Here is a 22,134-nt window from a genome sequence, read left to right on the forward strand (position 1 = left end):
CTGTGGCGGTCTTAGCCCGGAACAGTTTGAAAACCAAAACCTCGCTTAGGGCCGTGTCCACATTACGTGGGTAGGATCAAACTTTTCTGATGACTCTAAAGATTTTCGATAGCACTGGTGAATTTATCCATGTCTTGCGGGTTATGGCGTAGCTTGCGTCCAAGTATGATGTTAGGGCTTCAAACAGAAAATACAGCATATCGTCGTCGCGTACTGACAAGCGCCGCCATAATGCCGGTTTTTCATGTTGTAAGCGACGAGAGGCAGAGCTGAGTATACCAAGGTGTATTGGATAACACAGACTTTTGAAAAGTGTCCTTGTAACAGACCTGCCTCTCAGGCTATATGCACACTTGCTGGCATCGCAGATTACTACCCCCGGCGCGTTGCCGCTTTCATGCTCATCACAAACGCCTTTAGCTCATTGAGCATCGCATCATCATTATCTCCATGCTTCTCAATGATTTTAACGATTGCAGAGCCGGAAATGGCTCCTGCCGCGCCAGCTTTAATCGCGTCCGCCACCTGATCGGGCGTCGAAATACCAAATCCCTGGATCGCCGGTGGGGCCTGCAGCCTCGCCAGCGTTTCTACCAGATGGTGTAGCGGCTTGGCCGCTCCCTGTTCGGTACCCGTGACTCCAGCGCGGGACAGCAGGTAGGTATAGCCATGACCATGCTGGGCTATCTCCCGCAGCAGTTGCTCCTCGGCGTTCGGGGGGCAAATAAAAATGGGCGCAATACGGTGGCGCATCGCGGCCTGACGGAACGGCTCCGACTCTTCGAACGGCACATCCGCCACCAGCACTGAATCTACTCCGACGCGGGCGCATGTGGCATAAAACGTATCAATACCTCGGTTAAAGACCAGATTGGCATACACCAGCAGGCCAATCGGAATAGCGGGGTATTTTTGTCGAACGGCGGCCAGCATCTCAAAGCACAGCGTCGGCGTGACATCTGCGGCAAAGGCTCGCAGCGCGGCGTTCTGAATTGTTGGGCCATCCGCCAGCGGATCCGAAAACGGCATGCCCAGCTCCAGCGCGTCTGCGCCCGCCTCAATCAGAGTATCGATAATCCGCAGCGACTGCGCCGGGTCCGGATCGCCCGTCATCACGAAGGGGATAAAAGCGCCTTCTCCATGGGGTTTCAGTTTGGCAAACATATCATTATAACGTTCCATCAGATTTCTCCTCGCGCGTGCAGAATGTCGTGTACGGTAAAGATATCTTTGTCTCCCCGACCGGAGAGGTTAACCACCAGCAGCTGCTCTTTTTCGGGATGTTCACGCATCATTCTTAGGGCGTGTGCCAGCGCGTGAGAGGATTCCAGGGCCGGAATAATGCCTTCTTCGCGGCTCAGGGTTTTAAAGGCGTCCAGCGCTTCATCATCGGTTACCGAGACATAGTCGGCACGCCCGATGCTGTTCAGGTGCGCATGCTGTGGCCCGACGGAGGGAAAATCCAGACCGGCAGAAATAGAGCAAGACTCTATGATTTGCCCCTCATCGGTCTGCATCATCGGCGATTTCATACCAAAATAGATGCCCGTGCGACCGTGCTTCAGCGGTGCGCCATGTTCGCCGGTTTCAATACCGTGACCTGCGGGTTCCACGCCGATAAGCCCGACGCGCGGTTCGTCAATAAAGTCGGCAAACATGCCAATCGCGTTGGATCCGCCGCCCACACAGGCGATAACCGCATCTGGCAGACGGCCCTCTTTTTGCAGAATCTGTACTCGGGTTTCCTCCCCAATCATGCGCTGGAACTCACGTACGATGGTTGGGAAGGGGTGAGGGCCAGCAGCGGTGCCGAGCATGAAATGCGCCGTTTGGTAACTCCCGGACCAGTCGCGAAGCGCCTCGTTGGAGGCATCTTTCAGGGTCGCGGAACCGCTATGCACCGGGATCACCTCCGCCCCCATCAGCCGCATGCGGAAGACGTTCGGCGACTGGCGCTCAATATCTTTTGCGCCCATGTAAATGCGGCATTTCAGGCCAAGCAGCGCGCTGGCAAGGGCGGATGCCACGCCGTGCTGCCCGGCTCCGGTTTCGGCAATGATTTCGCTCTTACCCATTCGTTTTGCCAGCAGTGCCTGGCCGAGCACCTGATTGGTTTTATGCGCTCCGCCATGCAGCAAGTCTTCACGCTTGAGGTACAGTGTGGTGCGGGTGCCGCGAGTGAGGTTGCGGCAGAGGGTCAGCGCCGTGGGACGTCCGGCATAGTTTTTCAGCAGGTCGGTAAATTCGGCCTGAAATACCGGATCCTGCTGCGCGCTGACGAAAGCCTCTTCAAGCTGAAGCAGGGCGGGTATCAGGATTTGCGGGACGTACATACCGCCGTATTCGCCGAAGCGTGGGTTGAGTAGGGTGCTCATTATTGCTCCTTAATGTCTGCGCAGTGCCTGACAACCGGGGCCCCGGCCTAGACTCTGCACGTGAAGTGAATTCAGTGACTGCGCGGCGCTTGCTGGCCGCGTTTATGCGGTAAGTCTTTCCGCGTATGACAAAAATTTGGGCAAAAAAAAGCCCGCTCATGGCGGGCCGGGTATCGGTGTGCAAATTGCAGACGTGACGATACTGCCCGTTAACGGGAAGTGCGCCACCAGCCATGCAGAGTCATCATTGAGGATGTCATTGTCAGATACCTGTAAAATTAAATTCTTGTACCAGTAAACTAGTTTGGAAGTACCACGTCAAGGCTTCAAGTGAACAAAAGATATTCATCATTGAATACAACTACCCACTCCCCGGAATTTCGTCTGCTGGTGTCGTTGTAGAAGTCTGCCTTATAAATGTTTATTAATCATATGGATACGACGTAGTGACCATGAAAATGGCAAATCAGGAGGCTGCACCAGGAACAAGGGAACGTGCGGCCACAACGCATTTCCAGTCGTACTGTTGTTCAGCCCTTGCCGGCGTAATACACAAACGCTACCTTATTTCCGTCAGGATCGCGTACATAAGCACTATGGAATCCTTGTCCGTATTGCGGTCTGTGATCCGGTACGCCTTCATCCGTGCCTCCCAGGTTAAGCGCGAGCGCATGGAGCTGCTGGATATGTTCAAACGAGCGGGCATTCAGCGCCACCATCGTGCCATTTCCGATTCCGGCACGCTGTCTGTTAAAGGGCCTGCCAATGCACAATCCGGTAGTATGATTATCGCAGAATGTCCCCCAGGACGCGCCCTCTTCATTACGCCCTGCCTGTGGATGCCCAAGTAATTCCATCAATGGATCGTAGAACTTAATGGCTCGCTGTAGATCGTTAGTACCCAGCATGACGTAAGAAAACATACACCCTCCTCATTTTAAGATAACAGGGTTGTGCTTAGGGGTTCTCCGCTTTATGCGCCCAGGCGGGCATCGCCGTCAGGTAGCGTTTTGCCCGCTTGCGCGCCTCTACTTCGCCGACCTTTTGCCAGGAATCAAGGAAACCCGCCAGACCGGAAACGGCCTCATCCCAGGATTTCAGATTGCCGTTGCCATCGCTGCAGTAAGCGCAATATTTATCGCTGGCTCCTTGCGCATCAGGTGCGGACATCGGCATCCCGCAGGCCTGACAAAACCGTTCGTGCTGTGTCATAAAACGCTCCTTCTGTCGTTTGATTGTCTACCAAATATACAGAATGAATGCGTGACGTTTAGCGTGTCAGATCAATAGATTCTGCTGGAACTATCATGAATATTGATCGAACTCATATACCCGATAATTGCCGCTTTGCTAGTCTCGGCGTATCTCTTTGGTCGTCGACAGGATTGTAGCGTTGGAAATCTTTTTTTAACCCACTGAAAAATATCCCTTAAATATTTTCATACATAAACATCCATGGTCCGCTCAGTACGGATCCGGTTTGGTATGGGTTAAAAAAGGTAAGTTATGAAAGTTACATGGACTGTTACGCCCGTGGGGTATCAGCGCATTGCGAAACGCTGTCCTTCATGCAGCGTAAAACGGGAGTTCACGCCTTCGGGGGCATTTCGGGTGAATTCGCAAAAAAAACGGCTGGATGTGTGGAGTATCTATAAATGCACACACTGCGATCACACCTGGAACATCTCGCTGTTTTCGCGCCTGCCGGTCAGTAAAATTGACCGTGAACTTTATCGCCGGCTGATGGCCAATGATGCCGCCACGGTTCAACATTTTGCCTATGACAAAGTGACGCTGAAGCGAAACAACGCCGAGCTGGCGGGGCGGCCTGATTTTCAGGTTCAGGAGCGCTGGCTGGTCAGCATTACCAGCCGCCGGCGGGTCAGCGTAAGCGTCAGGGTTTCCCGTTCTTTTCAGGTCAGCCTGCTGTCGATTTTGAAGAAGCAGCTCATGCTGAGCGCTAGCGAAATCAAAAAACGGATGGAGTCAGGGCAAATACAAGGTCTCACCATCAACATGCTTAAATCACGAAAGTTACAGGCCGCGGAATATAAGTTTCAGCTGTCTATGGAAACGTTGTATACCCGGCGCAGGATCGTGCTGACGCGTCGGTAAAAATCAGCAGCTCACCCCGAGGTAATAAACGCCAGTATGGCAGCCGTTCAACAGCATAACGGATATACCAGGGAAGGGGGAGCTTCTACTGCTCCGGTGCTGAGTTGTGAACCATCACAGAGAGGGCGATAAAACTATCGTGTGACTGGTATTGGCTGCTCGCTGCCAGAATACATATCGACCCAACCCAACCCCAGCGGTAAACCAACCCCCAACCAAATTTCAAATTTGCTAAGCGCCCCACAGGCTTGCTGTTGTACTTGCGATTGTCAGGGCTTTACGACAGGTTAAATATGTGTGAAATTAGTTGCGATATGTAACTAAAGTGATCCACGTAAGTTAACTCTCACGCTAGACGGCGCATATAGGCAGTAGCCCGGAGTCAGGCAGGTCCACTGCGCACTGATCAGGGCATCAACGAAGGGGTTGGATTGCATGAATGAATTTGTCAATGCCGTCAACGGCGTGATTTGGAGCCAGGCGCTCATCTACCTGTGTTTGGGAACCGGCCTGTACTTTTCTCTGCGCAGCCGCTTTTTGCAGCTACGACACCTGAAGGAGATGGTAAGCCTGATATTTCAGGGTAAGGGTAACGACGCCGGGGTGTCGTCCTTCCAGGCGTTGTCCATGACGCTGGCTGGGCGGGTCGGGACTGGCAACATCGCCGGGGTCGCCACCGCGATCACCTTCGGTGGTCCGGGGGCGTTGTTCTGGATGTGGATGGTGGCCTTCCTCGGCGCCAGCTCGGCGTTTGTGGAATCGACATTGGGTCAGGTTTATAAAGAAAAGCTTGATGGCGAATACCGCGGCGGTCCGGCGTTCTATATCGAGAAAGGTCTCGGCATGAAGTGGTACGCCTGGATTTTTGCCATCGTCACCATCTTCTCCTGTGGGGTGCTGCTGCCGGGCGTGCAGGCCAACTCGATCGGTGCCAGTCTGGACATTGCGTTTGGCATCAGCCCGAACGTGACGGCCGCGCTGCTGGCGATGCTGCTGGGGTTCATCATCTTCGGCGGGGTTAAGCGCATTGCCAACTTTGCCGGTACCGTGGTGCCGTTTATGGCGCTGGGTTATATCATCGTCGCCTGCGTGATTGTGGCACTCAATATCGATCAACTGCCGGGCGTTATCCTGCTGGTGTGGAAAAGCGCGTTTGGTCTCGACGCCGGGTTTGGCGCGATCCTCGGGCTGGCGATTATGTGGGGGGTCAAGCGCGGCGTTTACTCCAACGAAGCGGCTCAGGGTACCGGCCCGCATGCGTCTTCTGCCGCGGCGGTCAGTCACCCGGCCAAGCAGGGGCTGGTGCAGGCGTTCTCGGTGTATATCGACACGCTGTTCGTCTGTTCTGCTACCGGCTTCATGTTGCTGATTACCGGGTTGTATAACGTGCAGGGGCCGGACGGTGCCGCACTGTACACCGGGATAGCCGGCATTGCCGCCGGTCCTGGCTATGTGCAAACCGCGATGGAAAGCATGATGCCTGGCTTCGGCAGTTACTTTGTCGCCATTGCGCTGTTCTTCTTCGCCTTCACCACCATCGTTGCCTACTACTACATTGCCGAAACCAATATCGCCTACCTCAACCGCAAGATCCACCGCCCATGGCTGACCTTCGTACTGAAGATCGGTCTGATGGCTTCTGCGGTGTACGGCACGGTGAAGACCGCCGATCTGGCGTGGGGTCTGGGGGATATTGGCGTGGGGCTGATGGCCTGGCTGAACATCGTTGCCATCTTGCTGCTGCGCAATACCGCCTTCAGCTGTCTGAAGGACTACGAAAAGCAGTTGGCCGAAGGGGTTGACCCGGTGTTTCACCCAGAAAAACTCGGTATCAAGCGGGCCGACTATTGGGTAGAAAATCGCGCCGAGGTAAACCGGATCCAAGAGGCCACTGGCAAGATTGACGGCAAAGCGGGGCTTGGCTGACAGCGGCTCCTCGCCGGCGTTGGGCGCTGATGAGGTCGCGTACAAGGTATTCAAACCGGCTGCGGCCGGTTTTTTGTTGACGTAGCCCCCGGCAGGAGGCTACTGGTTTTCTCCGTCAATATAAATCAATCTGATTCAAACGGCAGCGCGGCGACGGAGCACCACGCTTGCCGATTAGCGCGCCATCAGTGCAAATACGCCCCATCCTACATATTCACGGGTATACATCACGTGGCGTTTTGGCCAGGCGGTCAGATGTGCCCGGATTTCATCCACTTCCCGATCGTCAGGATGTTGCTGCAACCAGCGGCGCATGGTCAGCCACTTGGCCGCCTCGTACCTGTCCCAGCCTTCCTGATCCGCCAGTACCATTTCCACAACGTCATAACCAAGTTGGTCAAAGTAGCCGACCAGCTCTGGCAGCGAAAGAAAATCGGCCAGCGAAGTGGCGCCGCACTGTTGGGCCACGTTTTCAGACGGGGGTAACTGGCGCCAGTAGGGTTCCCCGAGAAGCAGTATCCCGCCTGGTTTCAGGCTGCGGTTCAGCAGTTCCAGCGTGCCGGCGACGCCGCCAGCGATCCAGCTGGCACCGACGCAGGCCGCCACGTCGCATTTTTCTTCGGCGACGTAGCCTGCGGCATCGTTATGGATAAAGTTAACCCGATCGCTGACGCCGAGCTGCTGCGCGCGCATTTTTGCCTGTTGGCTGAATAACTGGCTCATGTCGATACCGACACCGGTGATGCCATAATCGCGTGCCCAGGTGCAGAGCATTTCGCCCGAGCCGCTGCCGAGATCGAGAATGCGCCAGCCCGGCTCCATGCGTAACACGCGTCCAAGGGTGGCGTACTTCTCGGGCGTGAACGGATTATGGATGCGGTGTTCGCTTTCGCTAATGGTAAAAATACGTGGGATATCCATAGGTTAATTCCTTTTGTTGCGTTGTTTAATCAGGGTGCTGCTCACGCCAGGGCGAGCCATTTTGTTCCGCCCGGCTGCCGCCAGGGTTGCCACGGCCCTCCGGTATGACGGCGCCGGTTCACTCACGGCTCGGCAGCGGCTGGCCCGGCGATACGGCAGCGCTAGCGCGTCCCTGGCGGGGATGCCGGCGGCTGGCCGGGGATGGGCAGCAGAAAGACGGGGGCTGATAGTCATCATCCTCTCCTTAACGGTTATCCAACTGGGCGCGAACGTTGCTCAGCCCAATGGCGTTGATGCGGTAAGGTTGTCCCTTGACGGACTTGATCAGTTTTTTGGTTTTGAGTTTTTTGAAGACGGCGAGCGTGCAGTCGCTGAGCAGCAGCCCTTCGCGGCTGTAGCATTCAACGGCGGTGACGCGGCCTGAAGCATCGCGGACGTGCGCAATACGTCCACCTTTGGCGAGAACGTGTAAGGTACGTTGTTCCTGACGGGATATGTTCATACTGGAAAACCTGTTAATCATCATGTGCAAAACGTGCAAACACACAGCGGTGTCCGCATTCGATTTCAGCGCATTGATAATCAGTCCGGCCTGATAAGGTCGGTAAGCTGATTATCGGATGATTACATTCTCCAGCATCAAAGCCTCGGTATGAGTTGATAGGTATTTACGGGGTGAATGATAACACCTGATATTGATATGGGTATAGGTTAATCGGAAAAATGTGATCGCGATTGGAGTTCCGCCCGCCTTAGCGCGGTCAGCGGTGCTCGCATTGCGTAGGCGTTGAGGTGGCGGATCGGACGCAGGCCAGCATCTCCAGTGGCCCTCAACAGCGATGCGGGGTAGCGTAACATCGCGCTCCGCTGAGTGGAGCGCGATGGCCGGGCTTATGGCAGGGGTTTCAGCTGTGCCACAAAGTGGCGCAATACCGGTGGTTCATAGGTGAAGGTCAGTCCTTTAAGGCTGGAGGCGCGCGCTTTGACCGCAATCAGCGCATCGGCGATATAGTCCATATGATCGTTGGTGTATACGCGGCGCGGGATGGTCAGACGCAGCAGTTCCATCTGCGACGGCTTTTGCTTGCCGGTTTGTGGATCGCGGCCAAGTAACAGCGAGCCGATTTCCACGCTGCGGATCCCCGCCTCCAGATACAGCTCATTGTTCAGCGCCTGCGCAGGGAACGCTTCCGGCGCAATATGCGGCAGCAGCAATTTTGCGTCGACAAACACCGCGTGGCCGCCGGTCGGATACTGAATCGGGATGCCGCCGGCACGCAGGCGTTCACCGAGGTATTCCACCTGGTTAATGCGGTAGGCGAGGAACTCTTCGTTGGTGCCCTCTTCCAGGCCGATAGCCAGCGCTGCCATATCGCGTCCCGCCAGGCCACCGTAGGTGACAAACCCTTCCATCGGCACGCAGCGGATACGCACCTCGTTAAACAGCTGTTCGTCAGCGCGGAAGCAGCACAAGCCGCCAATGTTGACCATCGCATCTTTCTTTGCCGACATGGTAAGCATATCGCCATACTGGTACATCTCGCGGACGATCTGTTTAACCGATTTATCGGCGTAACCTGGTTCGCGCTGCTTGATAAACCAGGCGTTCTCGCAGAAGCGGGCGGAGTCGATCACCACCGGAATGTTGTTGCGCTGGGCAATCTGATACACCTCGCGCATATTGGCGATGGAAACGGGCTGGCCGCCGGTGCTGTTGCAGGTCACGGTGGTGACGATGGCCACCACGTTTTCCGCGCCGTATTCGGCGATGGTGGCGTTCAACTGGTCGATATCAAAGTTGCCTTTCCAGTCGTCCCAGGAGGTGGTGTCAAAGGCTTTTGGCGTCACCACATTAATGGCCTTGGCACCGTTCATTTCGACGTGGGCCGCGGTGGTGTCAAAATGGAAGTTGGAAATAAACACCGGCTGCGCCGCGTTACGGCGGGCAATCAGGCTCGGGAACAGGATCTGCTCCGCACCGCGCCCCTGATGGGTGGGAATGGTATACGGATAGCCAATCAGCTCTTGCACGGCGTCGCACAAATGATAATAGTTGCGTGAGCCGGCATAAGCTTCATCACCGACCATCATCCCGGACCACTGGCGGTCGCTCATCGCGCCGGTACCGGAATCGGTCAGCAGATCGATATACACATCCTCACTTTTCAGCAGAAACGGGTTGTAACCTGCCTCGGCCAAGGCTTTCACGCGATCGTCGTAGGTGGTCATGCGGATATTTTCGACCATTTTAATGCGGAACGGCTCAGGAATACGCTTCATCTTATATTCTCCAATAGCTTCCCACGCAGCGCAGCGGTTATTTGCCCCTTATCGAAGGCGCAGCAAATAACCACCGAACGCAGCGTTCAGTTAATTTTAATCAGATAGGGAACAGCGCGAAGAATTAGCGAGGGAAGTCGTTAGAGAGGCGTGGATCGAGGTTGTACCAGGAGTACAGACCGCCTACAGCAATGAGCCGATAAAACGATTTATGGTTCATTACAAGATTCTCTGCGTGTGAAAGGGAATCTAAAAAATAGCTAATGCTTAAAATTTATCCTAGAGATGGCTCACAATTTTCACGCTGGGTGTTTATATACATCGGGTAACAGGCATAAAAGGCAATTTGTTATTAAGTATCCCATGACCTGCGCCTGCGTTAATTATCGTTGCCAATTCCCAACGCCGATCGCCCGTAAGCCTTGAGCCCGAATTAACGCAGGGGATTATACGGCCAAAACCGCCGCCAGGCTGACCATGATGTTGTTGGAAAAGCGCCGTTTGGGTGCGCGCGGCAATATTTATGACGATTTTGTTACATCCATTGCATAACCACCCTTTCGCCATTGCCAGCGTGCGCGCAGTGGGCATCATGGAGTGATTTCAGGCAAGGGTATCCGCTAATGATTAAAGTGGCTCTGGTAGACGACCACGTGGTTGTACGTTCTGGGTTTGCCCAACTGTTGGGGCTGGAGCACGATATCACGGTGGCAGGTCAATACGGCTCGGCGGCGCAGGCCTGGCCTGCACTGCTCACCGATGACATCGACGTGGTGGTGCTGGACGTGGCGATGCCGGATGAAAACGGCCTGAGCCTGCTCAAGCGTCTGCGCCAACAGCGGCCGGCGTTTCGCGCCATTATCCTCAGTATTTACGATACCCCGGCGTTCGTGCAAAGCGCCCTCGATAGCGGTGCCAGCGGCTACCTGACCAAACGCTGCGGCCCCGAGGAGCTGGTGCAGGCGGTGCGCTCGGTCGGACTGGGGGGCCATTATCTGTGCGCCGACGCGGTCAAGGCGCTGCGTGGCGGTCAGCAGGATGCCAACGTGCTGGCGGCGCTGACCCCGCGTGAGCGAGAAGTGTTTTATCTGCTGGTCAAGGGCGAAAGCGTCAAGGGAATTGCCTATCAGCTCGAACTTAGCCACAAAACGGTCCACGTCCACCGCGCTAACGTGCTTGGCAAACTGCAGTGCAGCAGCACCATCGAACTGGTGCATTTTGCGTTGCAACACCAGTTGCTGGCGGGGCATTAATGACGCGTCGTTTGCGGCATATGCTGCTGTCGCTGTTCATTCTGTTCGCCTGGGGCACCGGCTGGCTGATGCTGTGGACGCTCAGCTTTTATCTGACCGACAACGGGCAGCAGGCGGCGCTGTTTCTGCCGCAGGGCGTGTATCTGGCGATGCTGATTTTGCTGTCGCGTCGCTTCTGGCCGGCGCTGCTGCTGCCGCCGTTGGGCATGATGATCTGGCTGTATCATGAACAGTTGCTGAGCGCCAGCGTCATGCTGCTCTCGCCGCCGCTGGCTCTGCTGCCGGCGTTTGCGGCGCAGCGTTATTGGCACCGTTTCCCGCTGTATTGGCAACGGCTGTCGCTGCTGCTGATGGCGGTGACGGCAAATGCCCTGTTGCAGACCGCGCTGCTGGCGCCGTGGCTGTCCAGTTCTCTGACGCTATTGGCCTTGGCGTCGTTTACCGGCGGCGTACTGCTGACGCCCTTTGTCTACCTGATGTTTGAGTTTTTACGCCAACAGCACCGCTACCATTTACTCGGTCTGGACACCAGTAACCCGCCGCTGCGCGCGTCGCTGCTGATCTGGTGCAGCCTGTTCTTTATCATCGGCATTGCCACCCAGATGGCGCTGTCGCCGGCGCTGGAACGCCTGTTGTTAATCGTGGTGTTTTTACCCAATGTGATCATGGCGTGGAAGTTCGGCTGGCAGGGCGGGGTGCTCTCCGGCCTGTTGGGCAGTATCACCATCACCGTTGCCCGGCAAATCGGCGTCGGGTTCAGCGATCTGCTGGAGTTGGAGATCTTCCTGGCCACCCAGTCGCTGTTGGGTATCGGCCTGGGGATCGCCATCAGCCGTCAGCAACATCTGGCGCTGAATCTGGATCATTATCGCCACCGGCTGGAAGGGGAGTTGCAGGCGCGCCGGGCGCTGACGGAACAGCTGATCCACACCGAAGAAGACACCCGCAAGCAGCTGGCTCGCGAACTGCATGACGAGATCGGCCAGAACATCACCGCCATTCAGATTCAGTCGCAGCTGATTAAGCGCACCGCCAGCAGCCCGCAATCCATCGACGCCGCCGGCCAAATCAACGAACTGGCACGGCGCATTCATCATTCCACCCGCCAACTGCTGCGCCAACTGCGCCCGCCGGTGCTGGATCAACTCTCCTTTGAGGATGCGCTGCGCCATCTGGTGGGCGAGTTTGCCTTCGCCGAACGCGGCATTCGCTGCCATTTTGACTACCGGCTGCCAGCACCGCCACAAAACGACACGCTGGTGCTTACCCTTTATCGGCTGCTGCAAGAGCTGCTGAATAACGTCAGCAAGCACGCCAACGCCAGTGCGGTGAACATCGTGCTGTGCCAGCAGGAGGCGTTTTTGCATCTGGAGGTGAACGACGACGGCGTTGGCATCAGCACGCAGAACATGCCCGGTTTCGGTATTCAGGGGATGCGTGAACGCGTCCATGCCCTCGGCGGCGAGCTGACGCTGGCGTCGCAGCGCGGCACGCGCGTAATTGTTAACTTGCCCACAGTTTTGCAACAAACCCCGCGTTAACCAGGAAAAAGTCTTAGTCGCGCCAGACTTTGTCTCATCCCTTTTTACCCGCAGTTTCATAGAGTCGTTTTAAACGGAGAGCGCCATGCACGCATTGTCTGCTGAACAGGTTACCCAACGCTATCGGGCGCAGCGACCGCGCTTGCTGCTGTACATGGTGATCGGCTATGCGGCGTTTTATCTGACGCGCAAAAGCGTCAATTACGTGCTGCCGGCGCTGCAACTGGATTTAGGGCTGAGCAAAAGCGACATCGGGCTGCTCGGTTCGCTGTTCTACCTCAGTTACGGCTTGTCAAAGTTCGTCGCCGGGCTCTGGCATGACAGCCACGGGCAGCGGGCGTTTATGGGTATTGGCCTGTTGGCGACCGGGATGCTGAATCTGCTGTTTGCCTTTGGCGATTCACTGCTGATGCTGTTGACCATCTGGACGCTGAACGGTTTCTTCCAGGGATGGGGGTGGCCACCCTGTGCTCGCTTGCTGACTCATTGGTATTCGCGCAATGAGCGCGGCTTCTGGTGGGGGTGCTGGAATACCTCGATCAACATTGGCGGGGCGATCGTCCCGCTGATTTGCGCCTTTGCCGCCCAGTGGTGGGGTTGGCAGGCGGCGATGTTGACGCCGGGGATTGTCAGCGTGCTGTTGGGGCTGTGGCTGATCACCCGGCTGAGCGGTACGCCGCAGGAGGAGGGGCTGCCGCCGGTCGGCGAGTGGCGCAACGATCCGCTTGAACTGCGGCAGGTGGCGGCCAGCCCGCCGATGGCGCTATGGCAGATGCTGCGTAGCACCATGTTACAGAACCCGCTGATCTGGCTGCTCGGCGCGTCCTATGTGCTGGTGTATCTGATCCGCATTGCGCTCAACGACTGGGGCAACATCTGGCTTAGTGAAACCCATGGCGTCAATCTGCTGAGCGCCAACGCCACCGTGATGCTGTTTGAAGTTGGCGGCCTGCTCGGAGCGCTGTTTGCCGGTTGGGGAGCCGATTTGCTGTTCAGCGGCCAGCGCGCGCCGATGATATTGCTGTTCACCTTCGGCCTGATTATTTCCGTGGCCGCGCTGTGGCTGGCGCCGGTGCATCACTATGCGTTGCTGACGATGTGCTTCTTCAGCGTCGGTTTTTTTGTCTTCGGCCCGCAGATGCTGATTGGTCTGGCTGCCGTCGAGTGCGGCCACAAACAGGCGGCGGGCTCGATTACCGGTTTTCTCGGCCTGTTTGCCTACCTGGGGGCGGCGCTGGCCGGGTGGCCACTGTCACTGGTTATCGAACATTACGGTTGGTCGGGCATGTTCAGTCTGCTGTCCGTGGCTGCCGTATTGATGGGGTTGTTATTAATGCCATTGCTGATGGCGGGCGTTACCGCTTCTCGCAGTTATCTAACACACCAAGGATAGAATAATGAAAACTACGCTCCTCTCTACCCTGATTGCCTCCGGTATCGCGCTGGCGGCGTTGACCGGCAGCGCACAGGCCAAAGGCCGACTGGTGGTCTATTGCAGCGCCACCAACGAAATGTGCGAAGTCGAAACCAAAGCGTTCAGCGAAAAGTATCAGGTGAAAACCGCCTTTATCCGTAACGGCTCCGGCAGCACGCTGGCCAAGGTCGACGCCGAAAAGAAAAACCCGCAGGCGGATGTCTGGTACGGCGGTACGCTGGATCCGCAGTCCCAGGCCGGGGAAATGGGGTTGTTGCAACCGTATCAATCACCGCTGCTGCCCCAGATCATGGAGCAGTTCCGCGATCCGGCCAAGGTTAAAGGCAACTACACCTCTGCGGTGTACGTCGGCATTCTCGGCTTTGGCGTCAACACGCAACGCCTGAAGGAAAAGAACCTGCCGGTGCCGCAGTGCTGGCAGGATCTGACCAAGGCCGAATATAAGGGCGAAATCCAGATTGCCGACCCGCAAAGCTCCGGCACCGCCTATACCGCGTTGGCCACCTTTGTGCAGCTGTGGGGCGAAGAGCGGGCGTTTGATTACCTGAAACAGCTCAATGCCAACGTATCGCAATACACCAAGTCCGGCATTGCCCCGGCGCGCAACGCTGCGCGCGGTGAAACGGCAATTGGCATCGGCTTCCTGCATGACTATTCGCTGGAAAAAGAGCAGGGCGCGCCGCTGGAGCTGATCTCGCCGTGCGAAGGCACCGGCTATGAGATTGGCGGCGTAAGCATTCTCAAGGGCGCGCGCAACAGCGAAAACGCCAAACTGTTTGTCGACTGGGTGCTGTCAAAACAGGCGCAGGAGCTGTCCTGGCAAAAAGGCAAGTCTTACCAGATCCTCACCAACACCACGGCAACGACCTCACCCAACTCGCTGAAGCTCGACGGGCTGAAGCTGATCGATTACGACATGGATAAATACGGTTCGACGGACATGCGTAAAGCGTTGATCAACAAATGGGTAAACGACGTGAAGATGGGTAAATAAGCCCACGATCCGGCGTTAGTCGCGCCACCTTTTGCCCGGCTGCGGCCGGGCCTACTCAGAATCGGTACGCTTATGTCACAGACACTTACTCTCCATCCCGCACCACAGCGGGATGCGGTCTTCCTTTGGCTGTTACTCGGCTGGGCGGCGTTTGTTCTGCTGCCGAGCTGGAGCCTGGACTATGGCCTGATGGAGTCCACCGCTGACGAACTGCTGGCTTCGTATGGCTGGTCGCAGCTGAACGTCAGCATCTTATGGTACCTGTTGCCGAGCCTGCTGCTGATCCGCCCGTTCCAGCCGGCGCAACGCGAACGGCGAGCCCGGCATTACCTTGACGCCGGCTGGGCGCTGCTGTGCATGGCGTTTATCGTCATCAGCGCCACCGTTGTCGAGCGTGGCCTCGGCTATGCCGCCATCGTACTGCTGGTGGTTTTGGCCGCCATCATGACGCTGGCGCTGACCCGTCTTGAATGGCTGGGCGGCGACCGCTTTGTTATCGCTTCGCTGATCGCCATCATCGCACTGATCGGCATCTTTATCGTTTGGCCCAGCGTGGCGATTTTCATCCCGATGTTCACCAGTGAAAGCGGCGAGTTTGCACCGTTGGCGTTTCTCAACGTGCTGTCGCAGGCGCATATCGTCCAGGTGATCCTCAACTCGATCATGCTGTCGATTGCGGTTGGCATCGGTTGCACCTTTTTTGGCCTGGTGCTGGCGATTTACACCACCCGCATCGCCAAGCGCAGCGCGATTATCGGCCGTATTTTTTCCATTCTGCCGATTGTCACCCCGCCGTTTGTCGTCGGGCTCGGCGTCACGCTGATGATGGGGCGTTCCGGTTACGTTACCGAGCTGATGGTGAGCTGGTTCGGCCTTGACAACACCAACTGGCTGTATGGCTTTACCGGCATCTGGTTGGCGCAGGTACTGGCGTTTACGCCGATGGCGTTCATGATCCTCGACGGCGCAATAAAGACCATTCATCCGTCGCTGGAGGAGGCGTCGTATACCCTGCGCGCCAGTCGCTGGCAGACCTTTAACGGCGTGTTTGTACAACTGCTGAAACCGGCTCTGGCCAACGCCTTCCTGATCGTGGTGGTGCAATCGCTGGCCGACTTCAGTAATCCGCTGGTGCTGGGCGGCAACTATGACGTACTGGCAACGCAAATCTACTTCTACATCACCGGCTCGCAGCTGGATTATCAGGCAGCCAGCACCCTTGGCGCCTTTCTGCTGCTGTTCTCACTGCTGGTGTTCTGCGTGCAGTACATGTGGATTGGCAAACGATCCTACGTCACCGTGTCTGGCAAATCCTACCGTGGCGACGTGCAGCCGCTGCCGGTAACGCTGGTGTGGAGCGTGATCGCCATTCTTGGCGTCTGGATCGTCTTCAACGCCTTGCTGTACGGCAGTATTTTCTATGGCAGTTTCACGGTGAACTGGGGAGTGGATTACACCCTGACGCTGGATAACTTTATCAAGCTGTTCGGCCAGGGTATGAGCGACGGCGCATGGCCTTCGCTACTCGATACGCTGTTGTATGCCGGCATTGCTGCGCCAATCACCGCGCTGTTCGGACTGCTGATCGCCTGGGTGGTGGTTCGCCAGCAGTTCAGGGGCAAAAAGACCATCGAGTTCAGTACCATGCTGTGCTTCGCCGTTCCGGGCACCGTGGCTGGCGTGTCTTATATCCTGGCGTTCAACAGCGCCCCGGTGTACCTCACCGGCACGGCGGCGATCGTCATTATATCGATGGTAATGCGTAACGTACCGGTTGGCATCCGCGCCGGGATCGCCGGGCTTGGGCAGATCGACAAGTCGCTCGACGAAGCCTCGTTAAGCCTGCGCGCCGGATCGCTGCGCACCATCACGCATATTCTGTTGCCACTGCTGCGCCCGGCCATTTTGTCGGCGCTGATCTACAGCTTTGTCCGCGCCATTACCACCGTTAGCGCCATTGTGTTCCTGGTCACGCCGGACACCCGCGTGGCGACGGCCTATATCCTCAACCGGGTAGAAGACGGCGAATACGGCGTGGCGATTGCCTATGGCTCGATCCTGATTGTGGTGATGCTGGCGATTATTTTCCTCTTTGACTGGCTGATCGGCGAGGCGCGAACCTCCCGTTCAAAAGCCAAACAACAGGCGTAATATTATGACTGAAAAACATTTCGTGGAACTGCGCAACGTCGCCAAGCGCTTTGGCGATAACACGGTTATCGACAATATCAACCTCGCCATCCCGCAAGGGCAAATGGTCACGCTGCTTGGCCCGTCCGGTTGCGGCAAAACTACCGTGCTGCGACTGGTGGCCGGGCTGGAAAAACCCAGCGCCGGGCAAATCATTATCGACGGCGAAGACGTGACGGAGCGTTCTATCCAGCAGCGTGACATCTGCATGGTGTTCCAGTCTTATGCCCTGTTCCCGCATATGTCGCTGGGAGACAACGTCGGCTATGGCCTGAAGATGCTGGGCGTCGCCCGTAGCGAAATCAAAACGCGGGTGAAAGAAGCGCTGGCGATGGTCGATCTGGACGGCTTTGAGGATCGTTACGTGGATCAGATCTCCGGTGGCCAGCAGCAGCGAGTGGCGCTGGCCCGCGCGCTGATCCTGAAACCGAAGGTATTGCTGTTTGACGAACCGCTGAGCAACCTCGACGCCAACCTGCGGCGCAGCATGCGCGAGAAGATCCGGGCGCTGCAAAAGCAGTTCAACATCACCTCGTTGTATGTCACTCACGATCAGAGCGAAGCGTTCGCGGTGTCGGATACCGTGCTGGTGATGAACAAAGGCGAGATTATGCAGATCGGCTCCCCGCAGGCGCTTTATCGCCAGCCGGCATCGCGCTTTATGGCCAGCTTTATGGGCGACGCCAACCTGTTCCCGGCCAATATTAGCCAGGAGTCGGTAGAAATTTATGGTTATCGCCTGCCGCGCCCGGCCCATTTTACGGCACGGGGAGCCGGCAGCGTCGGCGTCAGGCCAGAGGCGATTACCCTCAGCCAGCATGGCGAAGACAGCCAGCGCTGCACCATTCGCCACGTCGCCTATATGGGCCCGCAATATGAGGTGAGCGTTGACTGGCACGGGCAGGAAATTCTGCTGCAGGTTAACGCCACGCGCCTGCAACCGGACGTTGGCGAAAGCTATTACCTCGAAATCCATCCTTATGGCATGTTTATGCTGGTGGATGCCGCGTAGTCTGCGCCCCTTCCTTTGCGGAAGGGGCGTTGGATATCAGCGCTACGCGCCGGATATTCCTATCAGTGCGACGGCAAAACGTCACGGTGACAGCTGCGTCTATCCGCCATCAAAAGAAAAAGAAGTGCCGGACCGGCTGTACATCACCACCGGAGCGGAGGAAAAGCTTGTGGCGGGGGTAAACAAATGCTGTCAGAGGGGATCTGCGTTACCCATGGCGACTACGGTGTTAAAGAAAACCATGCCTATAACATGAGGTTGGATTTTGTGCCTATTGAGGAGCGAAACAGCTCTCATGATGTTTACGGGTGGGCATTTATGGCGTGTTTTAAAGTGACAAATCTCCACGGGGGGGTTATCGCGTTGAAAACTTACCTGAGGAAAAGTCTTTGCCGAATGCAATGTTATTGGTTTTTCTCAGCTAGCTGATGATGTTCTAGAGCCTGGTTACCCAGGCTCTGCATCATAAACAACATGATTAATGCATCTCCCCTCACTGAATCAGCGCCTTATCACCGAGCATGGCCAATGCTGGAATCAGGTGCGCGCTGGCGTTTAAAAATGCGCTTAGCTGCTGCACACTTTCAGGCGGATAAATAACTTCCTGCTCCAATGAGTCACTAATAAATAGCAAGCCATGGCAGAGGCCTTCAATGCCGCCGGCGCTCAGCGCGTTGAGATCGGCGAGATCGATATCGGATAACGCGGACAGCTCGAAGGTGCTAACCAGACGGCAGAATAGGGTGATGGAGGAGGGTAATGTATCTTGATGAGAGTCGTTCATTAAAGAAGTTCCTAAAGGTAAGGTCGACTTCACCACCCCAGGTTCCAAACTCGGGTGGTGGCCCAGACAGGTTTGGAACTCCGGCCCCTTAGCTACCGGCCAACCTTGCGGTTGCCCTGCCTGAGCCACCGAACTGAGTGTGTACGCAGGCACTGAAAAAAGACAAGTATTTTCAGTCATAAAGGGGATCAGGGTTCCAATCCTGAGCGCGGATTTTGCCGCAGCACGGTTACCTTAGCGCACACTATTTCGGTGCCAATAGGCTGCTCGCATTTACAGTAAGTTGTTGTCATTTATGGAATCACGATCCCAACGTTAGTGCATTAATATTAATTTTAAAAATCAATCCATTGCGATATATTCAGACTGTTAACAAAGTCAGGTATTGGGAGAGCATGCCGTTGGATGTAGCGGTGTAAGCTGCAAGAAGGGATATAGGTTGCGCTAGGCTCGGGTATCGCGCTCCAACCGACAACTTTGTCACCAACCTTGGATCGGTCAAACGATCGATCTTTTCCACTGGTATTTTTTGGCGTACCGCATGGATTGTGTCTTTGTAATTTACTGATAAATCATTTGTGCGTAGATAAGTCATAAGGCTTATTTTCCCCTGTGATATGCTTATCTTGTTGAATGTTGTCCTATCTTACCTGTCATGTTAGGGAGCGTTATCGTGAACAAAATGAAAGTATTGGGCGCCGGCTGTGCTTTGCTGGTTTCTGCTTCGGCGCTGGCCGCCGAGCAGGACATTTCCATTCAGGGAAAGCCTTTGCAGGTAGTAACCGCTGATGGGAAAAAACATTCTTTGGCCACGTGTGGTGACTATCTTGCCTTACGAAAAAATAACCAACAGATCACGTCCATTAGTGGTTTGCCCGATCGCGATTATGTTGAAGCCAAGGACTCGTTGGTTCAGTGCAATATTCAGCACTATGTACAACAGCATCAATTCGTGTTGGATCCCCAGGTTGACGTGCCGGGTATTGAGAAAGTGGTCGCGCACTTCCCCGCCAGTGCCGCTTTGGTGGTTTCTGATGACGACGTCAAGGAGTTGAAAGCCAAAGGTGCGGGTAAAACACTGCAGGAATGGACGCCATCTCTGGTGCTGAAGGATGGACGGATGGTGTCGGACAAAGAGCACGTCGTTTACGCTGTCAGCCAATATCAGACATTTAAAAACCCGCAGGGCAAATCGCAGTCATTCATCACATTAGGATCAGCAGTAACTGGTGGAACGCTGGGCACGCTGTCGACCTACCGGATAGATGATGCTAAAGGTAAAATCTGGTCTGTCACACCAGTAACTGAAAATACCACGCTGTGATAATTTAGCCCCCGGCGCCGCGGGCTATGTTAATGATTAGCGAGCACGTAGCAATTGTTCACGGGTGGCATTGTTGCGATCATCACTGATACCGACCCGATGAGATTCAGCGGCTGCTGCTGCCCAGTCACGGCGATTTACCGCATCGTTAAAGCGTGGGAAGCCGTTACGTAATTTCGAGATCCCCATGTTGTACGCCATATCGTGCAACGCCACTTTTGCGCTACGAGGGAAACTGTCAAAGCCGGCATAAAGCCCCTGGAGCGCCGCACGGTCTCGGTTGATGTGCTTTGTGGCCAATGAACCGATCTCATTATCCGTCAACACCATTCCGCTCCCTGACCATTCTACAACCTTTTGACGATGGCTCAGGGACTTATCGTTATACACATCCTTCACCCGCTGAAAATTGCTACGGATTTCCCCTTCTGAGGACCGTACATAGCCAACTATCTCATCACCGTGGCCACGTGTGACACGTCGATTGTGGAACCCCAGTTTGATTGCATCGTCAGCGGTCGACAACAGCGTACCAATCCCGACAGTGACGTTGCCTTCGCTGTCGGCATACATGTTGTGAGACACCCCTTCCCAGCGTGCTGTGTTGTTAAAAATTTCCTCTAGCTCGTCAGAACCGATACCTGGCGCATCGGCAGAGAATGAGCCCACACTGAAACGGCCGGAATACGAGCCGGTACCGGGTTGGTTGCCGCTGTTTCCGCCGCCACCGCCATTACCACCACCGCCTTCACCAGTACTCCCACCGAATTCATTCGGATTATAGTTACGCACGTCACCATACGGAGTATGGCTTACACCCCAACCTGAACCGCTGTTTGGATCACTCATGATATTTCCTTATTTGTTGATGAAAGGGAGTCGTTTTGTCAACCGGAAATCCAGCCTTATCAAAGGACTTGGATACCGAATGGAAATGAGTGTATTCCTATGATGATGATAAAGATTGTCATCACCGCAGTGATACGTACCACACAACAATAGGGTTTGTTTTTTATTGTAATTTATTGATTTATATTTTATTTTTTCATGGAAAGGTACTGCGTATTGTGCACCGGTGAGAGCCAGCGTCCTGATTTTTGTCGCTGGGCTACGGGTTCAAGGCCGTTTCTGAATTTGGCGGTCAAAAAGAGGTGGATCCCGCCACCGATCTGGTACCGGTGTGTGCCAATTGCCATAGCATTATCCACCGTAAAAAGAACAAAACGCTGACCATCGACGAACTAAAGGCAATGATTCAACAGCAAAAATAATCATTATTGCTGCCGATTGCGGGATGTCGCCCTGCGGCGTTGTTTGCCACATCCCCTCTGCGCGGGGTATCGATAGGCAGGCGCTGCCTGGCGGCATAATCGACGGTTTTTCCCCTCCGTTGGGGCGGCGCAGCGTATCGCTCGCTAGCCCAGTTGCCGATCCCACTCATAACTATCCCTTACCGATATTTCCATCACCGCCGGCTTATGTCATTCTTGGCATCCTGTTTAGCAAAAGGACCCTGCGTGATGCCTGATTTTTCTCGTTGCACCTTCACCGAAGGCAGTGTGACGTTGCCGGAAGGTTATAGCGATCGTACCGTCAACGTGCTGTTGGCCGGTGATGATGCTTCCCCCTCGTTGAATATTTCCCGTGATGCGTTGCAGCCGGACGAAACGCTGGCGGACTACATCACGCGCCAGCTCGAGACGTTATCCCACAGCCTGAAGGGCTGGGTGCTGAAGGGGCGTGAGCCGGTGGCTTTGGGTAACTCGCGTCTGCCGGGGGAAAGCGTGCACGCCAGTTATCTGCGCGACGGTAAACGCATTTGGCAGCGTCAGGCGGTGTTTGCGCTGGAGCAGGGGCAGGTACTGGTGTTCACCCTGGCGCAGCCACGCAAGCTGGCACCGCAGGACGAGGCGCTGTTGCAACAGGTATTGGACAGTTATCAGCCGGCTGCCAACGTGCCCGATCGGGCATAAAAGGAATTTGT

At 55.7% G+C, this 22,134-nt stretch carries 21 protein-coding genes and 1 other annotated feature; of the genes, 11 read left to right on the forward strand and 10 right to left on the reverse strand.

Annotated elements, in window-relative coordinates:
- Positions 1 to 372: 372 nt before the first annotated feature.
- The 4 genes from trpA to ACCC84_RS12515 all read right to left on the reverse strand — a co-directional run bounded on the left by trpA (position 373) and on the right by ACCC84_RS12515 (position 3,587).
- Positions 373 to 1,182, reverse strand: coding sequence for a tryptophan synthase subunit alpha (trpA, locus tag ACCC84_RS12500; protein ID WP_004955779.1), 810 nt, complete (start codon positions 1,180 to 1,182; stop codon positions 373 to 375).
- Positions 1,182 to 2,375 (reverse strand): tryptophan synthase subunit beta, encoded by a 1,194-nt coding sequence (gene trpB, locus ACCC84_RS12505; protein WP_004955778.1) that lies wholly within the window; start codon positions 2,373 to 2,375, stop codon positions 1,182 to 1,184. The genes trpA and trpB overlap by 1 nt, the downstream gene beginning before the upstream one ends.
- Positions 2,376 to 2,517: 142 nt before the next feature.
- Positions 2,518 to 2,611, reverse strand: a sequence feature (Trp leader region).
- 294 nt (positions 2,612 to 2,905) lie between these two features.
- Entirely contained in the window at positions 2,906 to 3,298 is a 393-nt protein-coding gene (locus tag ACCC84_RS12510) for a VOC family protein (RefSeq protein ID WP_371901961.1), read from the reverse strand.
- 34 nt (positions 3,299 to 3,332) lie between these two features.
- Positions 3,333 to 3,587, reverse strand: a complete 255-nt coding sequence (locus ACCC84_RS12515; protein ID WP_198773218.1) for a zinc ribbon domain-containing protein — start codon at positions 3,585 to 3,587, stop codon at positions 3,333 to 3,335.
- A gap of 294 nt (positions 3,588 to 3,881) precedes the next feature.
- Between ACCC84_RS12515 and ACCC84_RS12520 the strand changes: the two genes are divergently transcribed.
- Together ACCC84_RS12520 and ACCC84_RS12525 are read left to right on the forward strand one after the other, a co-directional pair.
- Positions 3,882 to 4,490, forward strand: coding sequence for a DUF1062 domain-containing protein (locus ACCC84_RS12520; RefSeq protein WP_371901962.1), 609 nt, complete (start codon positions 3,882 to 3,884; stop codon positions 4,488 to 4,490).
- Positions 4,491 to 4,925: 435 nt separating this feature from the next.
- Positions 4,926 to 6,416, forward strand: a complete 1,491-nt coding sequence (locus ACCC84_RS12525) for an alanine/glycine:cation symporter family protein (protein ID WP_273870532.1) — start codon at positions 4,926 to 4,928, stop codon at positions 6,414 to 6,416.
- Positions 6,417 to 6,590: 174 nt separating this feature from the next.
- Here the strand turns inward: ACCC84_RS12525 and ACCC84_RS12530 are convergent, their stop codons facing one another.
- The 4 genes from ACCC84_RS12530 to tnaC all read right to left on the reverse strand — a co-directional run bounded on the left by ACCC84_RS12530 (position 6,591) and on the right by tnaC (position 9,837).
- Positions 6,591 to 7,337, reverse strand: coding sequence for an SAM-dependent methyltransferase (locus ACCC84_RS12530; RefSeq protein WP_004955773.1), 747 nt, complete (start codon positions 7,335 to 7,337; stop codon positions 6,591 to 6,593).
- 244 nt (positions 7,338 to 7,581) lie between these two features.
- Positions 7,582 to 7,839 carry a YjhX family toxin gene (locus tag ACCC84_RS12535; protein WP_004955772.1) on the reverse strand — a complete coding sequence of 86 codons (258 nt, stop codon included), beginning with the start codon at positions 7,837 to 7,839 and terminating at the stop codon, positions 7,582 to 7,584.
- Between the two features lie 389 nt (positions 7,840 to 8,228).
- The gene (tnaA, locus tag ACCC84_RS12540) at positions 8,229 to 9,617 is read right to left on the reverse strand and encodes a tryptophanase (RefSeq protein WP_004955771.1); all 1,389 of its coding nucleotides are present in this window, start codon (positions 9,615 to 9,617) and stop codon (positions 8,229 to 8,231) included.
- A gap of 124 nt (positions 9,618 to 9,741) precedes the next feature.
- Positions 9,742 to 9,837: a tryptophanase leader peptide gene (gene tnaC / locus ACCC84_RS12545; protein ID WP_071586633.1), complete on the reverse strand. Its 96-nt coding sequence runs from the start codon at positions 9,835 to 9,837 to the stop codon at positions 9,742 to 9,744.
- Between the two features lie 403 nt (positions 9,838 to 10,240).
- Here tnaC and ACCC84_RS12550 point away from each other — a divergent pair, with 403 nt between their 5' ends.
- The 6 genes from ACCC84_RS12550 to fbpC all read left to right on the forward strand — a co-directional run bounded on the left by ACCC84_RS12550 (position 10,241) and on the right by fbpC (position 18,042).
- Positions 10,241 to 10,870, forward strand: coding sequence for a response regulator transcription factor (locus tag ACCC84_RS12550; protein WP_004955770.1), 630 nt, complete (start codon positions 10,241 to 10,243; stop codon positions 10,868 to 10,870).
- On the forward strand, positions 10,870 to 12,411 hold the full coding sequence (locus ACCC84_RS12555) for an MASE1 domain-containing sensor histidine kinase (protein WP_004955768.1): 1,542 nt from the start codon (positions 10,870 to 10,872) through the stop codon (positions 12,409 to 12,411). The genes ACCC84_RS12550 and ACCC84_RS12555 overlap by 1 nt, the downstream gene beginning before the upstream one ends.
- An 85-nt stretch (positions 12,412 to 12,496) precedes the next feature.
- Positions 12,497 to 13,804: an MFS transporter family glucose-6-phosphate receptor UhpC gene (gene uhpC, locus ACCC84_RS12560; RefSeq protein ID WP_004955766.1), complete on the forward strand. Its 1,308-nt coding sequence runs from the start codon at positions 12,497 to 12,499 to the stop codon at positions 13,802 to 13,804.
- A gap of 4 nt (positions 13,805 to 13,808) precedes the next feature.
- Positions 13,809 to 14,840 carry an ABC transporter substrate-binding protein gene (locus tag ACCC84_RS12565; protein ID WP_004955764.1) on the forward strand — a complete coding sequence of 344 codons (1,032 nt, stop codon included), beginning with the start codon at positions 13,809 to 13,811 and terminating at the stop codon, positions 14,838 to 14,840.
- 72 nt (positions 14,841 to 14,912) lie between these two features.
- Positions 14,913 to 16,991: an ABC transporter permease gene (locus ACCC84_RS12570; protein ID WP_004955762.1), complete on the forward strand. Its 2,079-nt coding sequence runs from the start codon at positions 14,913 to 14,915 to the stop codon at positions 16,989 to 16,991.
- A 4-nt stretch (positions 16,992 to 16,995) separates the two neighbouring features.
- Positions 16,996 to 18,042 carry a ferric ABC transporter ATP-binding protein gene (gene fbpC / locus ACCC84_RS12575; protein ID WP_198773223.1) on the forward strand — a complete coding sequence of 349 codons (1,047 nt, stop codon included), beginning with the start codon at positions 16,996 to 16,998 and terminating at the stop codon, positions 18,040 to 18,042.
- Between the two features lie 493 nt (positions 18,043 to 18,535).
- Here fbpC and ACCC84_RS12580 read toward each other — a convergent pair whose 3' ends face one another.
- A complete protein-coding gene (locus ACCC84_RS12580; protein WP_273870515.1) occupies positions 18,536 to 18,826 on the reverse strand; it encodes a hypothetical protein in 291 nt (96 codons plus the stop codon).
- A 682-nt stretch (positions 18,827 to 19,508) separates the two neighbouring features.
- Between ACCC84_RS12580 and ACCC84_RS12585 the strand changes: the two genes are divergently transcribed.
- Positions 19,509 to 20,150 (forward strand): hypothetical protein, encoded by a 642-nt coding sequence (locus tag ACCC84_RS12585; RefSeq protein ID WP_233092312.1) that lies wholly within the window; start codon positions 19,509 to 19,511, stop codon positions 20,148 to 20,150.
- Positions 20,151 to 20,186: 36 nt separating this feature from the next.
- Here ACCC84_RS12585 and ACCC84_RS12590 read toward each other — a convergent pair whose 3' ends face one another.
- Complete coding sequence (locus tag ACCC84_RS12590) at positions 20,187 to 20,999, reverse strand: lysozyme family protein (RefSeq protein WP_371901963.1); 813 nt, start codon at positions 20,997 to 20,999, stop codon at positions 20,187 to 20,189.
- Positions 21,000 to 21,247: 248 nt separating this feature from the next.
- Here ACCC84_RS12590 and ACCC84_RS12595 point away from each other — a divergent pair, with 248 nt between their 5' ends.
- Complete coding sequence (locus tag ACCC84_RS12595) at positions 21,248 to 21,421, forward strand: hypothetical protein (RefSeq protein ID WP_198773227.1); 174 nt, start codon at positions 21,248 to 21,250, stop codon at positions 21,419 to 21,421.
- 249 nt (positions 21,422 to 21,670) lie between these two features.
- Positions 21,671 to 22,123, forward strand: a complete 453-nt coding sequence (locus ACCC84_RS12600) for a DcrB-related protein (protein WP_371901964.1) — start codon at positions 21,671 to 21,673, stop codon at positions 22,121 to 22,123.
- The last annotated feature ends 11 nt before the right edge of the window (positions 22,124 to 22,134 follow it).

The organism is Serratia odorifera (genome assembly GCF_041448735.1).
In the GTDB taxonomy this organism is placed as follows: Bacteria; Pseudomonadota; Gammaproteobacteria; order Enterobacterales; family Enterobacteriaceae; genus Serratia_F; species Serratia_F odorifera.